This window comes from Novosphingobium sp. 11B (assembly GCF_054589055.1).
This window is the reverse complement of record NZ_BAAILP010000171.1, coordinates 1-24,464: the sequence shown is the minus strand read 5'-3', so window position 1 is coordinate 24,464 and position 24,464 is coordinate 1. Positions and strand designations below refer to the sequence as shown.

Annotated in this window: 25 protein-coding genes; 16 read left to right on the top strand and 9 right to left on the bottom strand. The window is 66.2% G+C overall.

The features are described from left to right. Positions 1–3 precede the first annotated feature (3 nt). From ACYPYD_RS15935 to ACYPYD_RS15905, 7 genes are read left to right on the top strand one after another with little or no spacing between them, the layout of a single operon-like run. Positions 4–498 carry an endonuclease domain-containing protein gene (locus ACYPYD_RS15935; protein ID WP_069709257.1) on the top strand — a complete coding sequence of 165 codons (495 nt, stop codon included), beginning with the start codon at positions 4–6 and terminating at the stop codon, positions 496–498. 3 nt (positions 499–501) lie between these two features. Beyond that, a complete protein-coding gene (gene sufC / locus ACYPYD_RS15930) occupies positions 502–1,254 on the top strand; it encodes a Fe-S cluster assembly ATPase SufC (protein ID WP_036525708.1) in 753 nt (250 codons plus the stop codon). Further along, on the top strand, positions 1,251–1,988 hold the full coding sequence (locus tag ACYPYD_RS15925) for a SufD family Fe-S cluster assembly protein (RefSeq protein ID WP_069708583.1): 738 nt from the start codon (positions 1,251–1,253) through the stop codon (positions 1,986–1,988). The genes sufC and ACYPYD_RS15925 overlap by 4 nt, the downstream gene beginning before the upstream one ends. Beyond that, positions 1,985–3,184, top strand: a complete 1,200-nt coding sequence (locus tag ACYPYD_RS15920) for an aminotransferase class V-fold PLP-dependent enzyme (RefSeq protein WP_459664137.1) — start codon at positions 1,985–1,987, stop codon at positions 3,182–3,184. Before ACYPYD_RS15925 ends, ACYPYD_RS15920 begins: the two co-directional genes overlap by 4 nt. After that, entirely contained in the window at positions 3,181–3,651 is a 471-nt protein-coding gene (locus tag ACYPYD_RS15915; protein ID WP_008829378.1) for an SUF system Fe-S cluster assembly protein, read from the top strand. Before ACYPYD_RS15920 ends, ACYPYD_RS15915 begins: the two co-directional genes overlap by 4 nt. Then, a complete protein-coding gene (locus ACYPYD_RS15910) occupies positions 3,648–4,151 on the top strand; it encodes a GNAT family N-acetyltransferase (protein ID WP_008829377.1) in 504 nt (167 codons plus the stop codon). Before ACYPYD_RS15915 ends, ACYPYD_RS15910 begins: the two co-directional genes overlap by 4 nt. Then, positions 4,148–4,513 (top strand): HesB/IscA family protein, encoded by a 366-nt coding sequence (locus ACYPYD_RS15905; RefSeq protein ID WP_069708586.1) that lies wholly within the window; start codon positions 4,148–4,150, stop codon positions 4,511–4,513. Before ACYPYD_RS15910 ends, ACYPYD_RS15905 begins: the two co-directional genes overlap by 4 nt. 165 nt (positions 4,514–4,678) lie before the next feature. Here the strand turns inward: ACYPYD_RS15905 and ACYPYD_RS15900 are convergent, their stop codons facing one another. Continuing rightward, positions 4,679–5,821, bottom strand: a complete 1,143-nt coding sequence (locus tag ACYPYD_RS15900) for a serine hydrolase domain-containing protein (RefSeq protein WP_008829375.1) — start codon at positions 5,819–5,821, stop codon at positions 4,679–4,681. A gap of 31 nt (positions 5,822–5,852) precedes the next feature. Here ACYPYD_RS15900 and ACYPYD_RS15895 point away from each other — a divergent pair, with 31 nt between their 5' ends. Further along, positions 5,853–6,251, top strand: a complete 399-nt coding sequence (locus tag ACYPYD_RS15895) for a hypothetical protein (RefSeq protein ID WP_008829374.1) — start codon at positions 5,853–5,855, stop codon at positions 6,249–6,251. Between the two features lie 143 nt (positions 6,252–6,394). Here the strand turns inward: ACYPYD_RS15895 and mnmA are convergent, their stop codons facing one another. Then, positions 6,395–7,549, bottom strand: a complete 1,155-nt coding sequence (gene mnmA, locus ACYPYD_RS15890) for a tRNA 2-thiouridine(34) synthase MnmA (RefSeq protein WP_211150720.1) — start codon at positions 7,547–7,549, stop codon at positions 6,395–6,397. A gap of 257 nt (positions 7,550–7,806) precedes the next feature. Here mnmA and ACYPYD_RS15885 point away from each other — a divergent pair, with 257 nt between their 5' ends. The 6 genes from ACYPYD_RS15885 (at position 7,807) to ACYPYD_RS15860 (ending at position 15,153) form a co-directional block, all read left to right on the top strand. Next, a complete protein-coding gene (locus ACYPYD_RS15885) occupies positions 7,807–8,055 on the top strand; it encodes a hypothetical protein (RefSeq protein ID WP_008829372.1) in 249 nt (82 codons plus the stop codon). Positions 8,056–8,057: 2 nt separating this feature from the next. Continuing rightward, positions 8,058–8,357 (top strand): CtrA inhibitor SciP, encoded by a 300-nt coding sequence (gene sciP, locus ACYPYD_RS15880; protein WP_008829371.1) that lies wholly within the window; start codon positions 8,058–8,060, stop codon positions 8,355–8,357. Positions 8,358–8,651: 294 nt separating this feature from the next. Beyond that, a complete protein-coding gene (locus tag ACYPYD_RS15875; protein WP_211150721.1) occupies positions 8,652–9,890 on the top strand; it encodes an efflux RND transporter periplasmic adaptor subunit in 1,239 nt (412 codons plus the stop codon). A 16-nt stretch (positions 9,891–9,906) separates the two neighbouring features. Continuing rightward, entirely contained in the window at positions 9,907–13,326 is a 3,420-nt protein-coding gene (locus ACYPYD_RS15870; RefSeq protein ID WP_459664136.1) for an efflux RND transporter permease subunit, read from the top strand. A gap of 82 nt (positions 13,327–13,408) precedes the next feature. Then, complete coding sequence (locus ACYPYD_RS15865; RefSeq protein WP_459664134.1) at positions 13,409–14,617, top strand: DUF445 domain-containing protein; 1,209 nt, start codon at positions 13,409–13,411, stop codon at positions 14,615–14,617. Then, positions 14,614–15,153, top strand: a complete 540-nt coding sequence (locus tag ACYPYD_RS15860) for a GNAT family N-acetyltransferase (protein WP_459664132.1) — start codon at positions 14,614–14,616, stop codon at positions 15,151–15,153. Before ACYPYD_RS15865 ends, ACYPYD_RS15860 begins: the two co-directional genes overlap by 4 nt. A gap of 8 nt (positions 15,154–15,161) precedes the next feature. Here ACYPYD_RS15860 and ACYPYD_RS15855 read toward each other — a convergent pair whose 3' ends face one another. From ACYPYD_RS15855 to sucC, 5 genes are all read right to left on the bottom strand, one after another. Further along, positions 15,162–15,341: a hypothetical protein gene (locus ACYPYD_RS15855; protein ID WP_459664130.1), complete on the bottom strand. Its 180-nt coding sequence runs from the start codon at positions 15,339–15,341 to the stop codon at positions 15,162–15,164. A 43-nt stretch (positions 15,342–15,384) separates the two neighbouring features. Then, a complete protein-coding gene (locus ACYPYD_RS15850; RefSeq protein ID WP_459664129.1) occupies positions 15,385–15,990 on the bottom strand; it encodes a hypothetical protein in 606 nt (201 codons plus the stop codon). A 168-nt stretch (positions 15,991–16,158) separates the two neighbouring features. Then, positions 16,159–17,088 carry an electron transfer flavoprotein subunit alpha/FixB family protein gene (locus ACYPYD_RS15845; RefSeq protein WP_211150724.1) on the bottom strand — a complete coding sequence of 310 codons (930 nt, stop codon included), beginning with the start codon at positions 17,086–17,088 and terminating at the stop codon, positions 16,159–16,161. Further along, the gene (locus ACYPYD_RS15840) at positions 17,088–17,834 is read right to left on the bottom strand and encodes an electron transfer flavoprotein subunit beta/FixA family protein (protein ID WP_036525687.1); all 747 of its coding nucleotides are present in this window, start codon (positions 17,832–17,834) and stop codon (positions 17,088–17,090) included. The genes ACYPYD_RS15845 and ACYPYD_RS15840 overlap by 1 nt, the downstream gene beginning before the upstream one ends. Before the next feature lie 235 nt (positions 17,835–18,069). Then, positions 18,070–19,269 (bottom strand): ADP-forming succinate--CoA ligase subunit beta, encoded by a 1,200-nt coding sequence (sucC, locus tag ACYPYD_RS15835; RefSeq protein WP_008829363.1) that lies wholly within the window; start codon positions 19,267–19,269, stop codon positions 18,070–18,072. 186 nt (positions 19,270–19,455) lie between these two features. On the opposite strand from sucC, the gene ACYPYD_RS15830 reads away from it, so the two are divergent. After that, on the top strand, positions 19,456–20,250 hold the full coding sequence (locus tag ACYPYD_RS15830; protein WP_008829362.1) for a 3'(2'),5'-bisphosphate nucleotidase CysQ: 795 nt from the start codon (positions 19,456–19,458) through the stop codon (positions 20,248–20,250). A gap of 21 nt (positions 20,251–20,271) precedes the next feature. Here the strand turns inward: ACYPYD_RS15830 and ACYPYD_RS15825 are convergent, their stop codons facing one another. Then, positions 20,272–21,831: a DUF1570 domain-containing protein gene (locus tag ACYPYD_RS15825; protein ID WP_459664128.1), complete on the bottom strand. Its 1,560-nt coding sequence runs from the start codon at positions 21,829–21,831 to the stop codon at positions 20,272–20,274. Between the two features lie 148 nt (positions 21,832–21,979). Continuing rightward, positions 21,980–22,654, bottom strand: a complete 675-nt coding sequence (locus ACYPYD_RS15820) for an OmpA family protein (protein ID WP_008832505.1) — start codon at positions 22,652–22,654, stop codon at positions 21,980–21,982. Between the two features lie 221 nt (positions 22,655–22,875). Between ACYPYD_RS15820 and ACYPYD_RS15815 the strand changes: the two genes are divergently transcribed. Then, positions 22,876–24,207 carry a hemolysin family protein gene (locus tag ACYPYD_RS15815; protein ID WP_069708599.1) on the top strand — a complete coding sequence of 444 codons (1,332 nt, stop codon included), beginning with the start codon at positions 22,876–22,878 and terminating at the stop codon, positions 24,205–24,207. The last annotated feature ends 257 nt before the right edge of the window (positions 24,208–24,464 follow it).

The following is a 24,464-nucleotide window of genomic DNA, read 5'->3' as shown; positions in this document are numbered from 1 at the left end:
ACCATGACCGCCGCCCGCAAGACTTTGGGCATCAGCCTCGCCTCCAACGGGCCGAAGGCAGACGCCAAGGCCAGCTTCGCCGTCACCGGCACGCGCCTCGAAACGCTGAAGGAGCGCGCCAAGGACCAGCGCCGCAACCCCAGCGAGGCGCAGAAGGCGCTGTGGGCGAAGCTGTCCGGCTCGCAGCTGGGCGGGGTGAAGTTCACGCGGCAGTCGATCGTCGGCTCGGCGATCGTCGATTTCGCCTGCCCCTCGCGCTGGATCGTGATCCAGCTGAGCGCCGAGGATTCCAATCCCGACGTCAACGAACTGCAGGACCGCAAGCTCACCGAAGTCGGCATCCGCGTGCTGCGCTTCTCGGAAGAGGAAGTGCTCGGCCAGGTCGATACCGTGGTCCGCGAAATCAACACCGAACTCAACGTGCCCTTCGACAAGCGCTCCGCGCGCAAGAAGGCTGGCTCGCGTCCGGCAGGGACGTTCGTGAGCGACGAAGGATAAGCCATGCTCAAGATCGATAACCTGACAGCAAACGTCGCCGACAAGCCGATCCTCAAGGGTCTGTCGCTCACCATCAATCCCGGCGAGATCCACGCGATCATGGGCCCCAACGGCGCGGGCAAGTCGACGCTGGGCTACACGCTGGGCGGCCGTCCGGGCTATGAAGTGACCGGTGGTTCGGTGGATTTCGCAGGCCAGGACCTGCTCGAACTCGAACCGCACGAGCGCGCTGCCGCCGGCCTGTTCCTGGGCTTCCAGTACCCGGTCGAGATTCCCGGCGTCTCCTTCGTCCAGTTCCTGCGCGAGGCGGCCAACGCCCAGCGCAAGGGGCGCGGCGAAGAACCGCTTTCGGGCGGCGAATTCCTCAAGCTCGCCAAGGAAAAGGCGGGCCTGCTGCGCATGGACATGGACATGCTCAAGCGCCCTGTGAACGTCGGCTTCTCAGGCGGTGAGAAGAAGCGCGCCGAGATGGTGCAGATGGGCATCCTGAACCCGAAGCTGGCGATCCTCGACGAGACCGACTCCGGCCTCGACATCGACGCGCTGCGCATCTGCGGCGAAGGCATCAATGCGATCATGCGCGCGCCCGACAAGGCCGTGCTGCTGATCACCCACTACCAGCGCCTGCTGGACTACGTGAAGCCGGACTTCGTCCACGTCCTCGCCGCCGGGCGCATCGTCAAGTCGGGCGGCCCCGACCTCGCCCTGCGCCTTGAGGAAGAGGGCTACGAGGCGGTGGTGCAGGAGGCGGCATGAACGTCGAACTGGCCCTCCCCACCCGCAGGCACGAGGACTTCCGCTACTCCGACATCGCGGCGCTGGGCACTGTCTGGCCGATCGTGACCGAGGAGATCGTGGTCGCCGAAGGCGCGGAGCAGACGCTTCAGATCGTCGAGACCGGTGCCGGAGCCGTCGCCCGCCACATCGCCATCACGCTCGGCAAGGGCGCGAAGTTCGATCTTCGCGTGCTGACCGCCGGGCCGGCCTATGGCCGCATCGCGGTGGACGTACGGCTGGCCGAAGGCGCCGACTTCACGCTGGGCGCGGCGCAGCTGGCTACGGCTGAGGAGACGCTGGAAATCGTCACCGAAGTGACCCACGCGGGCCTCAACGCCACCTCCGAGCAGATCGTGCGGACGGTGCTGGCAGGCAAGTCGGTCGGCACCTACCTCGGCCGCATCGCGGTGGAGCGCGGCGCCGACGGCACCGATGCCGAGCAGTCGGTGCGCGCCATGCTGCTGGAGCGTACGGCGACCGCCAATGCGCGCCCGGAACTGGAAATCTACGCCGACGACGTCAAGGCCGCGCATGGCTGCGCGGTGGGCGAACTCGACGCGCAGGGCCTGTTCTACCTGATGAGCCGTGGCCTCACCCCGCCGCAGGCCAAGCGCCTGATGCTGCAGGCCTTCATCGCTGAAGCCTTCACCGGCGCGGCGGGCGAAGAGGAACTGAGCGCAGCGGCGATCGCCCGTCTGGAGGCGATCCTGTGAGGCTCGACACCGCAGAACTCGCGCTCAAGAGCCAGTTCCCGGGTCTGGCGGGTGACTGGCACTACCTCGACACCGCCGCCACCGCGCAGAAGCCGCAAGCGGTGATCGACGCCACCGTCGCCGCGATGGGCCGCGACTATGCGACCGTGCATCGCGGCGTCTACGCACGCTCGGCCGACATGACGCTGGCGTTCGAGGCGGCCCGCCGCCGCACCGCCGCGTTCCTGAACGCCGAGGAAGACGAGATCGTCTTCACGCGCGGCGCGACCGAATCGATCAACCTCGTCGCGCAGAGCTGGGCCGCCGCCAATCTCAAGGCGGGCGACCGCATCCTGCTCTCGATGCTGGAGCACCACTCCAACATCGTGCCCTGGCAGCTGCTGCGCAACGGCGTGGAGATCGACGTCTGCCCGCTCGACGCCGAAGGACGGATCGATCTCGAAGCCGCCGAGCGCATCCTGACGCCCGCGCACAAGCTGGTCGCCTGCGCCCACGTGTCGAACGTGCTGGGCTCGGTGCTCCACGTGGAACACGCCGCGAAGCTGGCGCATGCGGTCGGCGCGAAGCTGCTGATCGACGGCTGCCAGGCCGCGCCTCGCCTCGCGCTCGACGTCAAGGCGTTCGACTGCGACTTCTACGCCTTCTCTGCGCACAAGCTCTATGGCCCGACCGGGATCGGCGTGCTCTGGGCGCGCAAGGAGATTCTCGACGGCATGCAGCCCTGGCAGGGCGGCGGCTCGATGATCGACAAGGTCACCTTCGAGAAGACCACTTACGCCCCCGCGCCGCAGCGGTTCGAGGCGGGCACACCCAACATCGTCGAGGCCATCGGCATGGCCGCCGCGATGGACTGGCTTGCCGCCATCGGCCTGAACCGCGCCGAAAAGCACGAGCGCGATCTTGCTGTCCTGCTGCGCAGCGAACTGCGCAAGCGTAACGATGTGACGCTGTTCGGGCCGGACGATTCGCTCGGCATCGTCAGTTTTGCGCTCGACGGGGTGCATCCGCACGACCTCGGCACCATATTGGACGAAGAAGGCGTGGCGATCCGCGCCGGGCACCACTGTGCCCAGCCGCTGATGGAACACCTTGGCGTCCCCGCGACGGCGCGGGCCAGCTTCGGTCTCTACAGCGATGAAAGCGATATCGAGGCGCTCCTGAAAGGGATCGAGCGCACCAGGAGAATTTTCGGATGAGTGACCAGAAGCCTGCATTCAGCGTAGAGGAAGTCGATGCGGCTCCCCCCGCCCCGCGTGCGCGCGTGGACGATGCCGTGCCCCCGCCCGAGGAACGCAAGCGCGACTATCTCGACGGGTTCCTCGCCGAAAAGCCACAGGCCATCGATCCGGCCGACCCGGGCGGTGCGATCTACGACGGCGTGATCGATGCGCTGAAGGAGATCTTCGACCCCGAGATCCCGGTGAACATCTACGACCTCGGACTGATCTACGGCGTCGAGGTTTCGCCTGAAGCCTCGGTGCAGGTCATCATGACGCTCACCACCCCGCACTGCCCGGTTGCCGAATCGATGCCGGGCGAAGTGGAACTGCGCGTTTCCGCCGTACCCGGCGTGCGCGACTGCGAAGTGAACCTCGTCTGGGATCCGCCGTGGGACATGGCCAAGATGACCGACGAGGCCAAGCTGGAACTGGGAATGCTGTGAGCGATACCCTCGCCCCTGACCTTGTGATCACGCGCGCCGACTTCGCCGATCCTGCCGACGCGGCGGCGATCGTGGCGATGCTCGACGTCTATGCGCGCGATCCGATGGGTGGTGGCGAACCGCTTTCCGACGACGTGCGCGAACGGCTGGTGCCGGCTCTGGCGCAAGTGCCCGGCGCCTTCGTGCTGCTCGCGCGGCTAGACGGTGAGGCCGTGGGCATCGCCAACTGCTTCACCGGCTTCTCGACCTTCGCGGCGCGCCCTTTGGTCAACATCCACGACATCGCCGTCGCCCCCGGCCATCGCGGCAAGGGCATCGCCCGCGCCCTGTTCGCCGCGATCGAGGTCGAGGCCCGTACGCGCGGCGCCTGCAAGATCACGCTCGAAGTGCTGAGCGGGAACCAGCGCGCCAAGGAACTCTACGCATCGCTGGGCTACGGCGACTACCAGCTCGACCCCGAAACCGGACACGCGCTGTTCTGGCAGAAGAGGCTCTCATGACCGACACCACCACCAAGACCCGCCCTGCCCGCCCCGCCGCCGTCATCCTGACGCCGAACGCGGAAACCCGCATCGCCAAGCTGATGGGCGAGGCCCCTGAAGGCGCGATCGGCGTGAAGCTGTCCACCCCGCGCCGGGGCTGCTCGGGCCTCGCCTACTCGGTCGACTACGTGACCGAGGAAGCTAAGTTCGACGAGAAGATCGAGACCCCCGGCGGCCTGTTCTACATCGACGGCGCCTCGGTGCTGTACCTCGTGGGTAGCACGATGGACTGGGTGGAGGACGATTTCACCGCCGGGTTCGTGTTCAACAATCCGAATGCCAAGGGCGCGTGCGGCTGCGGCGAGAGTTTCACGGTCTGAGGCCTTCAGGCCCCACCCCGTCCGGCTAGTTCGCTTCGCTCTCAAGCCTCCCGGCCCTCCCGCAAACGGGAGGGCTGACGCTCTTTCCCCTCCCGCAAGCGGGAGGGCCAGCGAGATTTAGGCCGCAGGCCTTAGTCGCAGCGGGGTGGGCACCCCGCCCGCACCTCAATTCTTCGGAAACAGTGCCAGCAACGCGCCCAGCCGGTCATGCACCTCGCGCGCTTGCGCCGGGTCGCTGTGGCCGATGCGCACGACCGTCAGCAATTGCCCGGGCGAGCCGATCACGAACTGCCCATAGTCCCCCAGGCACGCGAAGACGTCCTTCTCCGCCGCACCGGGCCAAAGGCGGGCGCCGTCGCTCGCCTCCCCGCGATTGAGCCACACGCCGGCACCATAGCCCGGCTCGCGCGGGCTTGGTTCCAGCATGAACTGCATCCAGCGGCGCGGCAGGATCTGCGCGCCGCCGACCGAGCCGGTGTGGCGGATGAACTCGCCCAGATTGCCCCAGTCGCGCGCGGTCATGGCGATCATGCCCGAGCCGATCATCGTACCCGCCCGGTCGTACCCGACGATCGCCGAGCCCAGCCCGATCGGCTGCAGCACGCGGTTGCGTAAGTAGTCGCTCACCGCCGCCCGCCGCCGCAGCGCATCGTGATCGGGCGAGAGTACGCGTGCGGCGAGGTCCGAAAGGATCACCGCGCTGGCCGAGGAATGCACGAAGATCTTGCCCGCCGGGGCCTCGAGCGGCTGCGCCTCGGCATAGGAGGCCATGTCGTCGCGGCCATCGAGGAACAGCATGCGCATGCGGTCCGATTCGTCCTCGATTCGGCCGGTTCCGGCGCTGGTCGTCTCAACGTGGCGCAGGCCCGAGCGCATCTGCAGGAGCTGGCGCAAGGTGATGACGCCGCGTGGGTCACCCGGGCGCTGCCATTCAGGCACAGGCGCCGATTCGTTGAGGCGCAGGCGGCCGTCGCTGACCAGTTGGCCGATCATCAGCGCGGTCACGCACTGGCCAGCCGACCAGCCGGGAAGGCGCGAATCGGGCTTAACGCCCTCGCCGTAGCGCTCGACCACGACCGAGCCGCGCTTGAGAATGACGAGGGCGTCGGTTTTGCCCACCGCCTCGTCGTCGAACAGGCGGTCGATGGTCCGCCCCAGCGATTCGCGCGGGGCGCCGCCAGCATCCTTGATCGCGGCGAGCGATTCGGTGCTCGGCGGCGGCGGTCCTTCGGGCGCGCCGGAGCCGCAGCCCCACAGGGCTGGCAGCATCAGCATCGCGGCGATAAGGGGGGGACGGCGCACCGACATGGCGCGCCGGTCATGTGCGAGGCGTTTGAGAATGGCAACATCCGGGCAACCCGGACCGGGGGACAAGGCCGCAGGCGGGGCCTACCCGACGCGGCAGCCCTCGCGGTGGAAGCGCAACGTGATCCTGCTCGTGCTGCTGGCCGCCGTACTGGGGCTCGGCTGGATGTGGCGCGGCTTGCGTGAGGAAGCGCTGGTCGGCGCCGCCTATGGCGCACGGATCGGCTGCGTCTGCCGGTTCGTATCGCAGCGGCCGATGGACTTGTGCGAGGGCGATCTCAAGGTGGCGGGACTCGCGGGCGCCGGGCGCTGGGTATCGCTGTCGGAGGACGCCGATACGCGCACGGTCAGGGCCTCGGTGCCGCTGCTGGCGAAGCAGAGCGCGGATTTCGATCCCGCGCGCGGGTGCCGGTTGGAGCCGTGGCAGGACTGAGGGGGTTTGCCCACCCCTGCCCCCTCCCGCAAGCGGGAGGGGAATGAGAGCGCAGCGTTTCACGCTCCCGCTCATCCTGAGCTTGTCGAAGGAGGGAGGCCGCGAGAGTTGGCGATTTATCGCCTACTCGCAGCGGGGGGCCTTTACGCCGCACTCTCGGTAGAATCGATCCAGCCGCCGCCGATCACCCGCTCCCCGGCATAGATAACCGCCGCCTGACCCGGCGCTACGCCGTATTCGGGCGCAGCGAAGCGGATCGTCGTGTCCGCGCCCTCGCCCAGCGGGCCGTCGAGCACGATCGGCACCGGCTTGGCCAGCGAGCGGACCTTGGCGGTCAGCGGTGCATCGGGAATCGGGCCGATGCGATTGGTCTCCACCAGCCGTGCCGAGGCGGTCGCCAGCAGGCGGCGCGGGCCGACGCGGACCTGCCGGGTTTCCGCCTCTATGCCGGTGACGTAGAGCGGCTCGGGCTGGCCGCCGATCTCGAGGCCCCGGCGCTGGCCCACGGTGTAGTGGATGACGCCGCGATGGCTGCCGAGCACCGCGCCGGTCTCGGCATGGACGATCTCGCCCGGTGCCTCGCCCTCGGGACGGACCGCGCGGACGATCTTGGCGTAGTCGCCATCGGGCACGAAGCAGATGTCCTGGCTGTCGGGCTTGGCGGCGACGCGCAGGCCCGCCGCTTCGGCCAGACGGCGCGTCTCGGTCTTGGGCAGGCCGCCGAGAGGAAAGCGCAGGAAATCCAGCTGCTTCTCGGTGGTGCCGTAAAGGAAGTAGCTCTGGTCGCGCGCCGGATCGAGGGCGCGGTGCAGTTCCGAACCCGCCGCGCCCATCACCCGGCGCACGTAGTGGCCGGTGGCGAGGCAGTCCGCCCCCAGTTCGCGCGCCATCGTCAGCAGGTCGGTGAACTTCGGTCCCATGTTGCAGCGAATGCAGGGGATCGGCGTGCGCCCGGCGAGGTAGTCGTCGGCGAAGCGCTCGACCACTTCCTCGCGGAAGGCGCTCTCGTGATCGAAGACGTAGTGGGCGATGCCTAGGCGGTCGGCGACCGCGCGCGCGTCGCGGATGTCGTCGCCGGCGCAGCACGCGCCCTTGCGGCCGGTCGCGGCGCCGTAGTCGTAGAGTTGAAGGGTTACGCCGATGACTTCCGCCCCGCTCGCGGCGGCAAGAGCGGCGACGACCGAACTGTCCACGCCCCCTGACATGGCCACGACGATGCGGCGGGCGGACACAGGCTCGGCAAGTTGGAACAGTTCGGCGGGGTCGAGCCCGGAAAGAAGATCGGAAAACGCGGTCATGGTGGGGGCGCACATACAGCCAAGCGCGCCGGATTCCTATCCTCCGCCTTTTTCGCCCCCTTTCCCATCGTGAAGAAAGGGTAAAAACGGCTTTTACGATCCCTTGACCACCTGCGGGTTATAGGGCCTGCATCATGAACGTCGCACCACATCACATGACCCCCGATACAGGGGACGCTCCGGGTCGCACCGCAGGGATACCTGCGGTTCCGGGCTGCGACGGGCTTTCCGAAGGGCACCTCCCCGCCGATCCCGCAATGATCGACTGGCAGGCGCTGCGCTCCCGCCTCTTCGCCACGCACGACCGGCTCGGTGTGCTGGGAGAGGACGCGGCAGCCACGCGGCTTCGGCTGCGCGGCAGCTTCGACGGGTGCGCCGCCTCGGCTCTTAATGCTTACGAAGAATGCTCAAGAAACGTTAACCTTGATGCTTCAAGCAATGGCAAGCCCGTTGGAGGCAAGGATTCTCCAGTCGCCGATGTGAACGATAGCGGCGAACGAGGGTAAAGATGATCGAGAACCAGAAAATCCGTCCGGCACAGGTGATCGGCCCGCTCGGCGAGCCGCTGACGGTTGCCGACCTCCCCCCCCCAAACACCACGCGCTGGGTCGTGCGCCGCAAGGCCGAAGTCGTCGCCGCCGTCAACGGCGGCCTGCTGACGATCGACGAAGTCTGCGAGCGCTATTGCCTCACGCTCGAGGAATTCGCCTCGTGGCAGCGCGCCGTCGATCGTTCGGGCATGCAGGGCCTGCGTGTGACACGAATCCAACACTATCGCGATCTCTACGAGCGCCAGCAGAAGTTCTGAGCACTCTCTAACTTCGTCAACCAAGTCCAAAGGCGGCCGTGGAGCATCTTCACGGTCGCCTTTTCACGTTCCGACGCAATAAAACGCATTTACCTGGCCAGACTGGCGCAATGAAGTCGTTCGTCGATGCCTGTCGACGTGAAACCCGGTTCGCGTTGCCACCCTGTTCCCGCGAGTATATGAATCCAGCGGTTTAAGCCATATCGGCAGCCCCGCCTGAATACAGGCACAAGGGCGGACGATGCGGCGGGAGAGCACGCCGCCCGGGGGCGCGTGCATGCGTGCGGTGAACAGATGAACTACGATGGCAAGATTGAAGCCGGCCCCTCTCAGGTCGGCGGGCAGGCAGACGAACCTCACGTCTTCGACGCGACGGGCACCTCGCTCGACAGGGACGATGCCCTGGACCGTCGCTCGCGCCGGGTGATCGTGCTCGTCATCGTCACCGTCGTGCTGCTGGCGGCCGCGCTGTGGTTCGTGCTCCACAAGGGCGACGCGGCCGATGCCGCCGGTGCAGATACCACGCAGGTTCCCGTCGTCTCGGTCGTCGTGCCGGGCCGCTCCAGCGTTGCCGGGGAAATCACCGGCACCGGATCGCTCGCTGCACGCCGCGCGATGCCGGTGGGTTCGGTCGGCGAAGGCGGCGAAGTGCGCGAAGTGCGCGTCGATGCGGGCGACTGGGTCGAAAAGGGCCAGGTCCTCGCGGTGATCGACCGTTCGGTGCAGGTCCAGTCCGCCGCCAGCCAGTCCGCGCAGGTCCGCGTGGCAGAGGCCGATGCCCGGCTCGCACAGGCCAACCTCGATCGCGGCCTCAAGCTCGTCGATCGCGGCTTCATCTCCAAGGCCGACATCGACCAGCTGACCGCGACCCGCGATGCCGCGGCTGCCCGCGTCGGCGTGGCCCGCGCCACGCTCGGCCAGTTGCAGGCGCAGAATGCGCGGCTCAACATCGTCGCCCCCGCCTCGGGCCTCGTGCTCGCACGCAACGTCGAGGTCGGCCAGGTGGTGAGCGGCGGCAGCGGCGTGCTGTTCAACCTTGCCCGCGACGGCGAGATGGAACTGCTGGCGCTGCTCTCGGAGGACGACCTTGCCAAGCTGCACGTCGGCGTCACCGCCAACGTCACGCCGGTCGGCTCGGGCAGGAGCTTCACCGGGCAGGTCTGGCAGCTCGCGCCCACCATCGACAACACCACCCGCCAGGGCACCGCGCGCATCGCGCTCAAGTACGACCCGGCGCTGCGTCCGGGCGGCTTCGCCACCGCCGTGATCGAAAGCGGCACGGTCGTCGCACCGATGCTGCCCGAATCCGCGATCCAGAACGATGCCAAGGGCGCGTTCGTCTATGTCGTCGGCAAGGACGATCGCGTCCACCGGCAGGCGGTGAAGACCGGCCTCGTCACCGCGACGGGCATCACCGTCACCTCGGGCCTCAATGGCGACGAGAAGATCGTGATGCGCGCGGGCGGCTTCCTCAACGACGGGGACAAGGTCAAGCCGCGCCCCGCCGCTGCGACCCCAGTTTCCGGCAAGTAACGGGCGAGCCGAACCCATGCGCAACATCTCGGCCTGGTCGATCCGCAATCCGATCATCCCGATCGTCTTCTTCATCGGCCTGATGATCGCCGGCATCGTCTCGTTCAACCGAATGGACGTGAACAACATGCCGGACGTCGAGTTTCCGGGCGTCCACATCGGCGTCTCGCAGCCCGGCGCCGCCCCGACCGAGATCGAGACGCAGATCACCCAGATCGTCGAAGGCTCGGTCCGTTCGATCCCTGGTGTCGAGGAAATCCAGTCAACCGCCTCGGAAGGCCGCTCGACCACACTGGTGTTCTTCTCCGTCGGCACCAACGTCGATGTCGCGACCCAGCAGGTGAAGAACGCGGTCGACCAGGTACGCGGCCAGTTGCCCGACGGCATTCTCGAACCGCAGGTCCAAAAGATCGAGTCCGGCGGCGGCGGCTCGCTCGCCTACTTCGCGGTGCGCGCCGACGACATGACGATCGAGCAACTCAGCTGGTTCGTCGACGACACCATCGCCAAGACTCTGCTCGGGGTAGAGGGCATGGCGACCGTCAGCCGCGACGGCGGCGTCAACCGCGAGATCCGCGTCGTCGTCGATCCCCAGCGCATGCAGGCGCTGGGCGTCAGCGCCGAGGCGCTCAACAACGTGCTGCGGCAGGTCAACGTCGATGCCGCGGGCGGTCAGGCGGAGATCGCCGGATCGCGCCAGTCCGTGCGCGTGCTGGGCAATGCCCAGACCGCCTACGACCTCTCGCAGAAGCGCATCAACCTCGGCAACGGTCGTTCGGTGAAGCTCACCGACGTCGCCAGCGTCCATGACGGCTTCTCCGAGCAGACCGACATCGCCCGCGTCAACGGCCGCGAAGTCGTCACTTTCGGGTTCGAGCGCGCGCGCGGCGCCTCCGACGTCGCCGTCTACGACGCGGCGATGGAGAAGCTGAAGGAAATCCAGAAGTCCCACCCCGACATCCACCTGACCCGCCTGTTCTCGCAGGTGGACTACACGCGCGGCCAGTACACCTCCTCGATGGAGGCGCTGGTCGAAGGCGCGGTGCTGGCCATCGTCATCGTCTTCCTGTTCCTGCGCGACTGGCGCGCGACGATGATCTCGGCGCTGGCGATCCCGCTTTCGGCGATCCCGACCTTCTGGTTCATGGACCTGCTGGGCTTCACGCTGAACTTCCTCTCGCTCCTCGCGCTCAGCCTTGTCGCGGGTGTGCTGGTCGACGACGCCATCGTCGAGATCGAGAACATCGTGCGCCACATGCGCATGGGCAAGAGCGCCTACCAGGCCTCGATCGACGCCGCCGACGAGATCGGCCTCGCGGTCGTCGCGACCACCTTCTCGATCGTCGCGGTGTTCCTGCCGGTAGGCCTGATGCCGGGCATTCCGGGGCAGTTCTTCAAGGCGTTCGGCCTGACCGTCGTGGTCGCGGTGCTGATGAGCCTTGCGGTTGCGCGCGTGATCACGCCGATGGTCGCGGCCTACTTCCTCAAGGCGCACGGCCATGCCGAGCACGGCGGCGGCAAGGCGATGGACGTCTACATGAAGATCCTCGCGTGGACGCTCGACAGCACCGAGGCGCATCGCCGCAAGGCCGCGCTGGTGCGCCAGCCCTTCCACCCCGCCTACGCCGTAGTTGCCACGATCGCGTTCATCCTGCTGATCGCCGCCGGGCTCGCCGCATCCGGACTGCTGTTCACGACCCTGCAGACCGGCATCACCAAGATCGGCCTCAAGGGCGCCGCCTTCGTGATCGCCGCAATCCTCTCCCCGCTCGCCATTCCCGTGGCGATCTGGCTGCTGGGCAAACTGTTCCGGCTGCTGGCGAGCGCGATGGGGGCGCTTGGGCGCTGGTATCGCTATTACACCGACCGCGTGATCGCGCGCATGCACGACCACCGCTTCTATGCCTTCTGCGCATCGGTCTACGCCCTCGTCGTCACGTTCGCGCTGCTCGCGGGCCTGCCGCAGCAGTTCCAGCCCAGCACCAACAACGACACCAGCGAGGTCAAGATCGAACTGGTGCCCGGCACTACGCTCGAACAGTCCGAGTTAATCGGCGGCCGCGTCTCGCGCCTGCTTGAAAAGCAGCCCGAGGTCGAGCGCGTGCTGCAGTTCGCGGGCGAAGGTTCCGGCACGCTCTACATCGCCCTCAAGCCCGCCAAGGAGCGCGAGGCGACCAGCATCGAATTCGAGCGCCGCATGGCCCCGCAACTGCAGGACGTCGCCGATGCGCGCGTCAGCTTCGCCTCGCAGTCGGGCGGGTTCGGTTCGGGCCGCGACTTGTCGATCATGCTGTCGGGCAGCGATTCCGAACTGCTCAACAAGACCGCGCAGACCCTCGTGGAGCAGATGCGCGCGATCCCCGGCGTCGTTGCCCCGCGCATCGCCGCCGACCTGCAGCGCCCCGAACTGCTGATCGTGCCGCGCCCCGACCTTGCCGCGCAGCTTGGCGTTACGACGTCCGCTCTCAGCCAGACGATCCGCATCGCAACGCTGGGCGAGATCGACCAGAATGCCGCTAAGTTCTCGCTGAGCGACCGCCAGGTGCCAATCCGCGTGATCCTCGACCGCACCTCGCGCCGCGATTTCTCGACGATCGAGAACCTGCCGGTCTCCACCGTCAGCGGTGGCACCGTGCCCCTGAAGCGCGTCGCGGAAATCCGCTTCGGCGCCGGCCCCACGCAGATCCAGCGCTACAACCAGTCGCGCCGTATCTTCGTCGGCGCCGACCTCGGCGAAGGGCAGGTCAAGGGGCCGATCATGACGCAGATCCAGAACCTGCCGATCATGAAGAACCTGCCGATGGGCGTCTCCAACGCCCCCGTCGGCGAGGACAAGTGGCAGGCGGAGATGATCACCAACTTCGTCACCGCCGTCATCTCGGGCATCTTCCTGGTCTTCGCGGTGCTGGTGCTGCTCTACAAGCGCTTCGTCTCGCCGCTGGTGAACATGGCCTCGCTACTGCTGGCGCCGCTGGGCGGCATGCTGGCGCTGACCGTCGCCGGGCAGCCCATCTCGATGCCGGTCTACATCGGCATCCTGATGCTGCTGGGCATCGTCGCCAAGAACTCCATCCTGCTGATCGACTTCGCGATCGAGGAGATGAGCAAGGGCGTCGACAAGCTCACCGCCATCATGGACGCCGGGCACAAGCGCGCGCAGCCGATCGTCATGACCACCGTGGCGATGACCGCGGGCATGGTGCCGACCGCGCTGTCGATCTCGGGCGACGGCGCATTCCGTGCGCCGATGGGCGTGACGGTGATCGGCGGGCTCCTGCTCTCCACCCTGCTCACGCTGGTGATCGTGCCTGCAGCCTTCAGCCTCGCCGATGGTTTCGAGAAGCGGGTCGGGCCGAAGCTGCGCAAGTCGCTGCTGACCTACGACCCCGATCAGCACCACGCCGGGACGCCCACTCACGCGCACCCGGCCGAGTAAGGAAGGGGCCAGCTTGCTGCCATTGGGCCGCCGGAATGCCGGTATACCGCTGACGGGCATCGGCATTGATCGAGGCCGCCGGATGCGCCTGTTCGCGACCGGGCTGCTGCTGGCGATGGGTGTCGCCTTCGTCGTGCTCCACAAGGTTGCAGGCACGCACCCGGCATGGGGGTACGCCATCGCCTTCACCGAGGCGGCGATGGTCGGCGGCCTCGCGGACTGGTTCGCGGTAACCGCGCTGTTCCGCCGTCCACTCGGCCTGCCGATCCCGCACACGGCGATCATTCCGGAGAACAAGGACCGCATCGCCGATTCGATGGCGACGTTCCTGCGCAACAACTTCCTCACCCCGCAAGTCGTCGCGCGGCGCGTGAACGCCTTCAACTTCGCGGCCGCCGCCGGCACTTTCCTTGCTGACCCGGGACGCGGCGGCCAATCGCGCATCCGCGCGGGCGCGGCGAACCTGATCGCCGACGTGCTCGAATCGCTCGATCCCGAACGGCTCGGCAACCAGGTCCGGTCCGGGCTCGCACGCCAGTTGGAGCGGGTGGAAGTCGCCCCCCTGCTCGGCCAGATGCTGAGCGCGATGATCGCCGACCGCCGCCACCTGCCGCTCGTCGAAGGCTCGGTGCGCTGGGTGGGCGAGGCTCTGGAGGCGAACGAGGAGATGGTACGCGCCATGATCCGCGAGCGCGCCCACAGCCTGCTGCGCCTGACCGGCCTCGACACCCGCATCGCCAATTCGGTGCTCGACGGCCTCTACAAGCTGCTCGCCGAGATGATCGTCCAGCCGGACCATCCGCTGAAGCTCAAGGTCGAGCAGATGCTGGAAAGCCTCGCCGACCGCCTCGTCAACGATCCGGAAACGCGAGAGCGGGTAGAGAACGCCAAGCGTGAACTGATCGCCAATCCTGCCGTCGGCCAGTGGTGGCAGTCGGTCTGGGAACGCCTGCGCCGCAAGCTGATCGACGCCGCCCGCAATCCCGACGCGGCGCTGGCGGGGCAACTGACGACCATGCTCGGCGAACTGGGCACCGCACTGCAGGGCGATCCGCGCCTGCAGGCCCAGATCAACCGCTTCGCGCGCCGCACGCTGGTGGGCGTCACCGCGCGCTATGGCGAGGAGATCGTCGGCCTCGTCTCGGGCACCGTGAAGCGCTGGGACGCCCGCACGATCAGCAACCGCCTCGAAGGCGCAGTCGGCCGCGACCTGCAGTTCATCCGCATCAACGGCACGCTGGTGGGTGGCTTGTTCGGCCTATGCATCCATGCGATCGATCGGCTGCTATGACCGATGGACCACTGCTGACAACCGACCGTTTCGACTTGTGGCGCCCGGTGGCGAGCGATCTGCCCCAGCTCTGCGCCCTGATCGACGACGAGGAAACCCGCCGCTACCTCGGCCCTGCTTCAGCCGAACGGCAGCCGCAGTTCGACCGCCTGATGCGGAATGCGGGGTCGTGGATGCTCTATGGCTACGGCACCTTCATGGTGCGTCCGCATGGCGCAGACAGCATCATCGCTGCATGCGGTGTCTTCCATTCGTGGCGTGGCTTCGGCCACGATGTCGGCATGGACGACGTTCCCGAGGCGGGCTGGATCGTCCGCCGCGACTGGTGGGGCAAGCGCGTGGCGGGTGAAGTGATGGAGGCCGTGCTCGGCTGGTTCGACCGGGCGCATGGTCCAAAACGCATCGCCTGCATGATCGAGGAGGGCAATGCGGCGTCGGAACGCGTCGCGGCGGCCCTCGGCTTCGCGCGCTACGGCGCGGATGTCAGCGACGATACGATGCTCATGCTGTTCGAGCGCTTGCCTGGCGGCCGCTGAGTACGGCGTCAGTTAACGTATACGATACTGCCTGAAAAGAACGAGGCGACAGGCTGACCGTTGCTATCAAGCGCGGGCTCGAATCTGGCCTTGCCGATTACTATTTCGCAAACTTTAGTATTGAATTTGGCGTTCCTGAAGGCGTTTACCGTTTCGCACTGCGTCGGTTGTCCGGCCTTGTCCACCATGACGCGCAAGTTCAGGCGTCCATCCTTGCCCTGATATTCGAGTTCAGACGGGAAATCCTTGAGTATCTCGGATATCCATTTTTTTGTCCGCCACTTTAGGGCGACACGTAAGCTCGGCCTGCTCGGCTGGGTCAAGGCCCCAACTCCGCACCAGCGCGTCGGTGCAAGTCCGCAGCGCGGAAAGCACCGGAAGAACACTGCCGGTGTCGAGAACGAATGTCTGATGCGACGTCGCCAGACTGATCCGATCGACCGTGGCCTCGAAATCAGAATCCGGCATCGGCTCGGCTGCGAAGCCCCCCACCTGCCGGTGCTTCTTGGTAGCCAATGCACTCGAAAACAGAACCGCGGGACCGTATGCGCCCGCGCGTGCGTTGTGATGCAGACTGGGAAACGAAAGCTCGTGGAGGCCATAGGCGATTCCGAATTGCGGCGCCTGCTGCAGCCGTGCAGCGATCTCGCCTGCAACGGTAACTTCGAAATCGCGACCGGGGCCGTATGTCCTCATGCTCAGCAAAACCGGTCTTTTACTGGTACCGAAGCGTCGAACCATGACGCAACTCGTCTTCTGGTAATCTACCAACCATTGCGAAATCGCGGGCAACATCGTGATTTTGGGTTTGGCGTGGCAGCAGGTTCCGACGGTCAACCCGCAGAGCATCGCAAGAAGAGCCCAAAAATTCCGATGCCTCATGATTGCAACGTCCCCCGACCATGCACATCGTGTAGGCACTGACATCCACACGATACCCAGCAAATAACCCCCGGATTTGCATCCGGGGGTTAAGCATTTGTGACAGACGGGAATTTTCAGATTTCAAAGCTTGCCGGTAAGCTCCGGCACCGCGCTGAACAGGTCCGCCACGAGGCCCACGTCGGCCACCTGGAAGATCGGGGCATCCTCGTCCTTGTTGATGGCGATGATGGTCTTGGAGTCCTTCATGCCCGCAAGGTGCTGGATCGCGCCCGAGATACCGACCGCGATGTAGACTTCCGGTGCCACGATCTTGCCAGTCTGGCCGACCTGGTAGTCGTTGGGCACATAGCCCGCATCGACCGCAGCGCGCGAAGCGCCGACGGCGGCGCCCAGCTTGTCGGCGAGCGGCATGATCGTGGCCTCGAAGGTCTCCGAGTCCTTCAGCGCGCGGCCACCCGAGACAATGATCTTGGCGCTGGTCAGCTCCGGACGCTCCGACTTGGCGATTTCCGCGCCCACGAAGCTGGAGAGGCCCGCATCACCGGCGCCCGTCACGTCCTCGACCACGCCCGAGCCGCCAGTGGCCTCGGCCTTGGCGAAGGCGGTGCCGCGCACGGTGATGACGAGCTTCGGATCGCTCGATTCGACGGTGGCGATGGCGTTGCCCGCGTAGATCGGACGGGTGAAGGTCTTCTCGCCCTCGACCGAGAGGATGTCCGAGATCTGCGCAACGTCGAGCAGCGCGGCAACGCGCGGGGCGACGTTCTTGCCGGTGGTGGTGGCCGGCGCGACGAAGGCGTCGTGGTGACCCATCAGGTCCACGATCAGCGGCGCGATGTTCTCGGCCAGCGCGTGCTCGTAGGCCGCGTCGTCGGCGAAGTGGACCTTGCCCACGCCGGCGATCTGCGCGGCGGCGTCAGCCACGGCGCGCGCGCCGGAACCGGCGACGAGGAGGTGGACTTCACCCAGCTTGGCAGCAGCGGTGACGGCGGAGAGGGTAGCGTCCTTGACGGAGGCGTTGTCGTGTTCGACCCAAACGAGCGTCTTCATTATGCGACTCCCAGTTCCTTGAGCTTGGCGACGAGGCCGTCGACGTCGGCAACCTTGATGCCGGCCGAACGCACGGGCGGCTCTGAGACCTTGAGGGTCTTGAGACGCGGCGCGATGTCGACGCCGTAGTCGGCAGGCGACTTCACATCGAGCTGCTTCTTCTTCGCCTTCATGATGTTGGGCAGCGAAGCGTAGCGCGGCTCGTTGAGGCGCAGGTCGGTGGTGACGATGGCGGGAAGCGCAAGCTTCACCGTCTCGAGCCCGCCATCGACTTCGCGGGTCACGGAGACCGAGTCGCCGGCAACATCGACCTTCGAGGCGAAGGTGCCCTGCGGACGGCCGGTCAGCGCGGCGAGCATCTGGCCGGTCTGGTTCGAATCGTCGTCGATCGCCTGCTTGCCGAGGATCACGAGGCCGGGGTTCTCTTCGGCCACGATGGCCTTGAGGATCTTGGCCACGGCCAGCGGTTCGACTTCGGCGTCGGTCTCGATCAGGATCGCGCGGTCGGCGCCCATGGCGAGCGCGGTACGCAGGGTTTCCTGCGCCTTCGCCGGTCCGACCGAGACGGCGATGATCTCTTCGGCCTTGCCCGCTTCCTTGAGGCGGATGGCTTCCTCGACGGCGATCTCGTCGAAGGGGTTCATGCTCATCTTGACGTTGGCAAGGTCAACGCCCGTGCCGTCGGCCTTGACCCGCGGCTTCACGTTGTAATCGATGACCCGCTTAACGGGCACGATGATCTTCATTGCGATCTGTCCTCTCACTGCTGGGACGGCAAATTTAACCGCACGATTAAATTCTAGTGCGAGCTATCGCGTTCCTCTGCCTCGACGTCAAGCCTCGCTAAAGCGCTAAGAGCTTGCGACGGGAAAAGAGAAACTTCGCGCAACGCATACATGCAGAAACGGCGGGGGTCGCGAAACCCCCGCCGTCTCAATATTCGCTATATGATCGTGCGCATGATGCGCATCACCGAAAGGATCAGGCGACGGCCTGGACTTCGGCGACGATCTTCTTGGCGGCATCGCCCAGGTCGTTGGCGGGGACGATCGCGAGGCCCGAGTTGGCCAGGATGTCCTTGCCCTGCTGGACGTTGGTGCCTTCGAGGCGGACGACGAGCGGAACCTGCAGGTTCACTTCCTTCGCCGCGGCAACGATGCCCTCGGCGATGATGTCGCACTTCATGATGCCGCCGAAGATGTTCACGAGGATACCCTTCACGGCGGGGTCCGCGAGAATGATCTTGAACGCCGCGGTCACCTTCTCCTTGTTGGCGCCGCCGCCGACGTCGAGGAAGTTGGCCGGGAACATGCCGTTCAGCTTGATGATGTCCATCGTCGCCATGGCGAGGCCGGCGCCGTTGACCATGCAGCCGATGTCGCCGTCGAGCTTGATGTAAGCCAAGTCGTACTTCGAGGCTTCGATCTCGGCCGGGTCTTCCTCGGTCTCGTCGCGCAGGGCGAAGATGTCGGGGTGACGGGCGAGAGCGTTCGAATCGAAGCTCATCTTGGTGTCGAGGACGAGCAGTTCGCCGCCCTTCGATTCGACCAGCGGGTTGATCTCGACCATGTCGCAGTCCATCGCGATGAACGCGGTGTAGAGCTGCTTGGCGAGCTTCTGGGCCTGCTTGTTGAGGTCACCCGACAGCTTCAGCGCGAAAGCGACGGCGCGGCCATGGTGCGCCTGGAAGCCTTCGGCCGGATCGATGGTGATCGTGGTGATCTTCTCGGGCGTGTTGTGGGCGACTTCCTCGATGTCCATGCCGCCTTCGGTCGACACGATCATGGCGACGCGGCCGGTCTTGCGGTCCACGAGCATCGACAGGTAGTATTCCTTGTCGATGTCGACGCCGTCGGTCACGTAGAGACGGTTGACCTGCTTGCCTGCTTCACCGGTCTGGATGGTGACGAGGGTGTTGCCGAGCATTTCCTTGGCGAAAGCCTCGACTTCCTCGATCGACTTGGCAAGACGCACGCCGCCCTTGGCGTCGGCGGGGAGTTCCTTGAACTTGCCCTTGCCGCGGCCGCCTGCGTGGATCTGCGCCTTGACGACGTAGAGCGGTCCGGGAAGCTGCTTGGCAGCGGCGACTGCCTCTTCGACGGTGAGGGCGGCGATGCCGGCGGGAATGCCCACGCCATACTTCGCGAGGAGTTCCTTGCCCTGATATTCGTGAATGTTCATCGCTCAAATCGCTTTCTGCTGGAGGTTCCCGGGGAAGGCGCCGTAGCCATATGTTCGGCGTCCGCCTAAGCACATCCCGGCGCCCTTGAAAAGGCCCGGCGCCTGCGCAAATGCATAGCCACGTCGAATTTCATCGACCTTATTTGATATCAGTTCTCAATAGCAATTGATGCGGGAGCGCGCCCGATGATCGACAGAAAGCGACTCGAAGCCATCGTCCGGGAGGCCGGACGCATCGCCCTTGCCGGATGGCCGGGCGATGGGCACGCGCTCGAATCGTGGGAAAAGACGCCGGGAAGCCCGGTCTGCACCGCCGATCTCGCGGTCGATGCCTACCTCAAGCGCGAACTGCGCGCATTGCTGCCTGCGGCAGGATGGCTTTCGGAAGAGACGGCCGACACGCAGGATCGGCAGGACCATGAACTGGTCTGGCTGGTCGATCCGATCGACGGCACCCGAGACTACATTCATGGTCGCAAGGGCTGGGCGATTTCGGTGGCGCTGGTGAACACGCGGCGGCCATTGCTGGGCTACCTCTTCGCCCCCGTGCGTAACCGCGACAACGGCGGCGAGTTCTGGTCGGCCGAAGCGGGCAAGGGCGCATGGCTGAACGGCGCCCGGCTCACCGCAAGCGAACGCGAGGTGCTGGGCGGATCGCGCGTACCCGCCCTCAAGCTGGCTCCCGAGGACGCCGACCTCACCCTTGTCGAGCAGCCCAATTCGATCGCCCTGCGCATGGCCATGATCGCAGCCGGAGACGCCGATCTTCTGGCGACCCTGCGCTGGGGCTACGAGTGGGACATCGCCGCTGCCGCACTGATCGCACGCGAGGCGGGCGCCTCGGTGACCGACGCCTTCGGCCAGCCGCTCAACTACAACAAACGCGATCCCCGCGCATTCGGCGTTCTGGTTTCCTCGAATGGCATCCATGCTGCCGCGGTCGAGCGACTCGCAGATCGCGCGCGGCGCTATTCGGTCTGACCGAACGGCTGCGGCACCCTCTCAGGACCCTTCGGCGCCCTCACCCTCGGAGTCCTTGGGCATTTCCTCGCCCATATCCTCACCCTTCCAGGCGGGATCGTTCGCCATCCGCTCGATCAGGTTGTGCGCGAAGGTGCTCATGCCACCGCCGTGCGGGTTGTTCGCCACCGGCCCCAGCACGATGCGGGCTTCCGGGGAACGACCCAGCCGCAGCAGCGTCGTACCGAGCGTCATGCGCAGGCCCAGATCGAAGGGCGCCAGTTCCACTGCCCGGATCAGCCCGTCGACCGCGAGTTTCGGAGGTTGCTCTCCCTGCTCGACGAAGCTGCGGTAGAAGTAGATCAGCGGCAGCGGGTGGTCGTTCTCCAGCCGGTTGAGCGCGATGAAGGGAGCCCGCGCCGTCTTGTACGCGGCAGCGCGCTCCTTGTCGTCGCCCTTGTTGTCCTCAGCCTCGCGGAACAGCGCATAGCCCTTCTGGACGTAGGCGTTGACTTGCGAGGGATCACGCTTGATCGCGGTATCGGCGGCGGCGACGGCCTCCTTGTCGTGCCCGGCGTCATATTCGCACTCAGCCAGCGCGGCGAGCACCGCTGCATCATCGGGATACTTCGCCGCGATCGCCCGCGCCTCGACCAGCAGCGTCGCGGCTTCCTCGCTCGACACGCCGCGCCGCGAGCGGATGCGCACCGGCATGATCTCCGCCTCCCCCGCCGAGAGCGTGCGCAGCGACACCGGGCCGATCGTCAGCAGTTCCGGCTTGAGCGTCAGCGCCGTCATCCGCCGCTGCCGCAAGTAATGATCGAGATCCTTTTCCAGCTTGTCGAAGTCGCCGAAAGCTTCCAGCGCTGCGGCGCGCTGGCCGCGTCCATTGGCAAGCAGCTCGGTGTAGCGGGTGAACTGGCCTTTGCGATCGCCGCCAAAGGTCAGGTAATGATAGAGCAGCCAGCTCTTGCCGTAGAAGGCGTCGTAGCTGGTGTGCTTGCGCTTGTCGTAATCGGTTGGGTCGAGCAGGTCCGCCGCCTTGACGTCCTGCGCATAAAGCAGTTCCCCCGCGCGGTGACTGGCGGGGCGGCCGAGCCAGAGCCCGCCGTCCGCCTCGAACTTGGCCGAGGCGAAAAACTCCGCCGACCCTTCGCTCAGCCAGCGTGGCATGGCCGAGACGTTGCTGGAAATCAGGAAGTGGTGGGCATATTCGTGCAGCAACACGATCATCGACCAGGTCACTTGCCCGCTGCCGCTCTGCACGGCGGGCACGATCGCCAGCGAGCCCCCTGCCCTCGGCACGTAGAAACCGCCGACGAACTTGTTGTCGCCGCCGTGAAGCTCACGCACTTCGCGGGTGTTCTTCACGACATAGACGGTGACCCGGTTCGACGGGCTGGGCTTGGCGACTTTGGAGCCCAGCACATAGGCCATCCCCGCGTGATACCGCTCAAGCTGCTGCGCAAAGCGGGTGATGTCCTTGTCGGAATCGTTGGCGTAGATGACGAAGTGTTCGCTCGACGCCTCGGTCCAGGCCGCCTGCGCGGGCGTAACCGAGAGCCACGCCGCCAGCGCCGCCGCCACAATCCTGAAACGCATCAAGTCCCCCCGAACCCTGTTCGCGGCCAGACTACGCCGATATTGCGGCGTTTCAAGTTACTCTATGGAAATCACGTGGTTACGAAGAAGGGGCCGGTGCGGTTTTCCGCGCCGGCCCCTTCCCCGATCCCGCTTCCTGCGGAAGGTCTTACTTCGCCGAGCTGGCGTCGTCGGTGGTGACCGGCGTGATCTTGATCTCGACACGGCGGTTGAGCGCGCGGCCCTCCGGCGTGTTGTTGTCGGCGACCGGGTAGTTCATGCCCATGCCCTGCGTCTGAATGCGCGAGGACGAGACGCCTCGGCTGATCAGGTAGCGCGCCACCGAATCGGCACGGCGCTTCGACAGGTCCATGTTGTAGGCGGCCGAGCCGGTCGAATCGGTGTGGCCGTAGACGTCGACGAGGCTGTTCGGATACTGCACCATCGACTGCGCGACCTTGTCGAGCGAGGTCTGGAACGAAGGGCTGACGACGGTGGAATTCACCGCGAACGTCACGTCCGGCAGGTTCACCAGAATGCCGTCGCCCTGCTGGGTGACGTCGATGCCCGAACCGGCGGTCTGTTCCTTCAGTTCCTTGATCTGCTTGTCCATCTGGTAGCCGACGACGCCGCCCGCGACGCCGCCGATGCCGGCACCGACGATGCGCGCGGTCTTGCCGCCGATGACGCTGCCCAGCAGGTAACCGAGGCCCGCGCCGCCGGCACCGCCGATCGCCGTGCGCGAAACCTTGCGCTCACCGGTGTTCGGGTCGGTGACGCAGGCGGAAACCGAAACCAGCGCGAAGACCGCGGCGGCCGAAGTGATCAGGCGCGATTTTTTCATCTCTTGGGTGTCCCTTCCTCTTGATGTGCCCTTATACCGGACATCTGTGCGGTAGTGAACATGAACGGCGAATGGCTTGTGCGCCCTTCAACACACAGCATTACCTACGGTTCCCGGGCCCGCGACAGGTTGCCTGACGCATTGCAAAGCGTTGCCATGCGGCGTTTGGCCAACACGGGTTCTTCGCGCGGCGCACAATCTCTGCTAGCGGTGAAAGCACTGTGACACCCTTTCCCTGGACCGACGTCCTCATCATCATCGGGCTGATTCTGCTGAACGGCCTGTTCTCGATGTCCGAACTGGCCATCGTCTCCGCGCGCACGCCGCGCCTCAAGATGTCCGCCGACAAGGGCAGCCGGGCCGCCCTGACCGCGATGGAACTGGCAGCCGACCCGGGCCGCTTCCTCTCGACGGTACAGATCGGCATCACCCTCATAGGCATCATCGCGGGCGCTTATTCGGGCGCGAGTCTCGGCCAGCCGGTCGGCGATCGCCTCGCCACGCTCGGCGTGCCGGTCCGTTTCGCAGGCGAGCTGGGTTTCGCGCTGGTGATCATTGCCACGACATACGCCAGCGTCGTCGTCGGCGAACTGGTGCCCAAGCAACTGGCCCTGCGCATGGCCGAGCCGGTTGCGCTGGTCATGGCCCGCCCGATGAGCATCCTGGCGACGGCGATGGGCCCGTTCGTCTGGCTGCTCGACAAGTCCTCGGGCCTGATCCTGCGCCTGTTCTCGATCCGCAGCGGCGATACCGAGCGTCTCACCGCCGAGGAACTCCACATGATCTTCGCCGAGGCCACCCGCACCGGCGTTATCGAGGAGGAGGAGCGCGCGATGATGACCGGGGTGATGCGTCTCGCCGAGCGTCCCGTGCGCGAACTGATGACCCCGCGCAACCAGATCGACTGGATCGACGCCGACGCCGACGAGACCCAGCTGCGCGCCAAGATCGCCGCCTCGCCGCACTCGCTGCTGCCGGTGGTGGCGGGCGAAGGCGCACCAGACAACGTGGTCGGCATCCTCAAGGTCAAGGAAGTGCTCGCCGCGCTGGTCGAGGGCCGGACGGTCGAGGTCCGCGCGATGATGCGCAAGGCCGAGGTCATCCCCGACCAGCTCGACGCCATGGATGCCCTGCGCAAGCTGCAGACCGCCGAAGTGTCGATGGCTGTGGTCCACGACGAATACGGCCACCTCGAAGGCGTGGTGACCCCCTCCGACGTTCTCGCGGCGCTGGCGGGCAACTTCGTCTCGCACCAGGACGAGGGCGACGAGCCCATGGTGACCGAGCGCGAGGACGGATCGCTGCTGGTTTCCGGCGCCATGCCTGCCGATTCGCTGGCCGATCGCCTCGGCATCACGCTGCCCGAGGACCGTGATTTCGCGACCCTCGCAGGGCTGGTGCTCCACGTACTGCGCAAGGTCCCACGCGAGGGCGAGCACTTCACCGATCAGGGCTGGCGTTTCGAAGTCATCGACATGGACGGGCTCAAGATCGACAAGCTCCTCGTCAGCAGCGTCGAGGATGAGGACGACGGCGTCACCGGCGACGGCTGACAAGCCTGCTGGCGGGCTAGGCCATGATTGAGAGGGCACGCGGGGCGACCCGCGTGCCCTTTTTCATGCGCAGGAAGAATTAGGGCCAGCATCACAAAACAAACCTCATCATCCCAGCGAAGGCTGGGGCCGCTGGCCGCGCAAAGCCCGACCCTCGACCGGACGCTTTGACGATAGCTAAACCTTGAAGCGTCATTGCGAGCGCAGCGAAGCAATCCAGAGCGGCGCCGAACTGCCCTGGATTGCTTCGCTACGCT

What these genes read in the sequence shown, in the direction of transcription:
- ACYPYD_RS15870 (WP_459664136.1), top strand. Translation starts at nt 9,907, where the DNA reads ATGCGCAACATCTCGGCCTGGTCGATCCGCAATCCGATCATCCCGATC.
- ACYPYD_RS15845 (WP_211150724.1), bottom strand. Translation starts at nt 17,088, where the DNA reads ATGAAGACGCTCGTTTGGGTCGAACACGACAACGCCTCCGTCAAGGAC.
- ACYPYD_RS15905 (WP_069708586.1), top strand. Translation starts at nt 4,148, where the DNA reads ATGACCGACACCACCACCAAGACCCGCCCTGCCCGCCCCGCCGCCGTC.
- sucC (WP_008829363.1), bottom strand. Translation starts at nt 19,269, where the DNA reads ATGAACATTCACGAATATCAGGGCAAGGAACTCCTCGCGAAGTATGGC.
- ACYPYD_RS15885 (WP_008829372.1), top strand. Translation starts at nt 7,807, where the DNA reads ATGATCGACTGGCAGGCGCTGCGCTCCCGCCTCTTCGCCACGCACGAC.
- ACYPYD_RS15820 (WP_008832505.1), bottom strand. Translation starts at nt 22,654, where the DNA reads ATGAAAAAATCGCGCCTGATCACTTCGGCCGCCGCGGTCTTCGCGCTG.
- mnmA (WP_211150720.1), bottom strand. Translation starts at nt 7,549, where the DNA reads ATGACCGCGTTTTCCGATCTTCTTTCCGGGCTCGACCCCGCCGAACTG.
- ACYPYD_RS15875 (WP_211150721.1), top strand. Translation starts at nt 8,652, where the DNA reads ATGAACTACGATGGCAAGATTGAAGCCGGCCCCTCTCAGGTCGGCGGG.
- sufC (WP_036525708.1), top strand. Translation starts at nt 502, where the DNA reads ATGCTCAAGATCGATAACCTGACAGCAAACGTCGCCGACAAGCCGATC.
- ACYPYD_RS15860 (WP_459664132.1), top strand. Translation starts at nt 14,614, where the DNA reads ATGACCGATGGACCACTGCTGACAACCGACCGTTTCGACTTGTGGCGC.
- ACYPYD_RS15855 (WP_459664130.1), bottom strand. Translation starts at nt 15,341, where the DNA reads ATGGTGGACAAGGCCGGACAACCGACGCAGTGCGAAACGGTAAACGCC.
- ACYPYD_RS15840 (WP_036525687.1), bottom strand. Translation starts at nt 17,834, where the DNA reads ATGAAGATCATCGTGCCCGTTAAGCGGGTCATCGATTACAACGTGAAG.
- sciP (WP_008829371.1), top strand. Translation starts at nt 8,058, where the DNA reads ATGATCGAGAACCAGAAAATCCGTCCGGCACAGGTGATCGGCCCGCTC.
- ACYPYD_RS15935 (WP_069709257.1), top strand. Translation starts at nt 4, where the DNA reads ATGACCGCCGCCCGCAAGACTTTGGGCATCAGCCTCGCCTCCAACGGG.
- ACYPYD_RS15925 (WP_069708583.1), top strand. Translation starts at nt 1,251, where the DNA reads ATGAACGTCGAACTGGCCCTCCCCACCCGCAGGCACGAGGACTTCCGC.
- ACYPYD_RS15865 (WP_459664134.1), top strand. Translation starts at nt 13,409, where the DNA reads ATGCGCCTGTTCGCGACCGGGCTGCTGCTGGCGATGGGTGTCGCCTTC.
- ACYPYD_RS15900 (WP_008829375.1), bottom strand. Translation starts at nt 5,821, where the DNA reads ATGTCGGTGCGCCGTCCCCCCCTTATCGCCGCGATGCTGATGCTGCCA.
- ACYPYD_RS15895 (WP_008829374.1), top strand. Translation starts at nt 5,853, where the DNA reads ATGGCAACATCCGGGCAACCCGGACCGGGGGACAAGGCCGCAGGCGGG.
- ACYPYD_RS15830 (WP_008829362.1), top strand. Translation starts at nt 19,456, where the DNA reads ATGATCGACAGAAAGCGACTCGAAGCCATCGTCCGGGAGGCCGGACGC.
- ACYPYD_RS15825 (WP_459664128.1), bottom strand. Translation starts at nt 21,831, where the DNA reads ATGCGTTTCAGGATTGTGGCGGCGGCGCTGGCGGCGTGGCTCTCGGTT.
- ACYPYD_RS15915 (WP_008829378.1), top strand. Translation starts at nt 3,181, where the DNA reads ATGAGTGACCAGAAGCCTGCATTCAGCGTAGAGGAAGTCGATGCGGCT.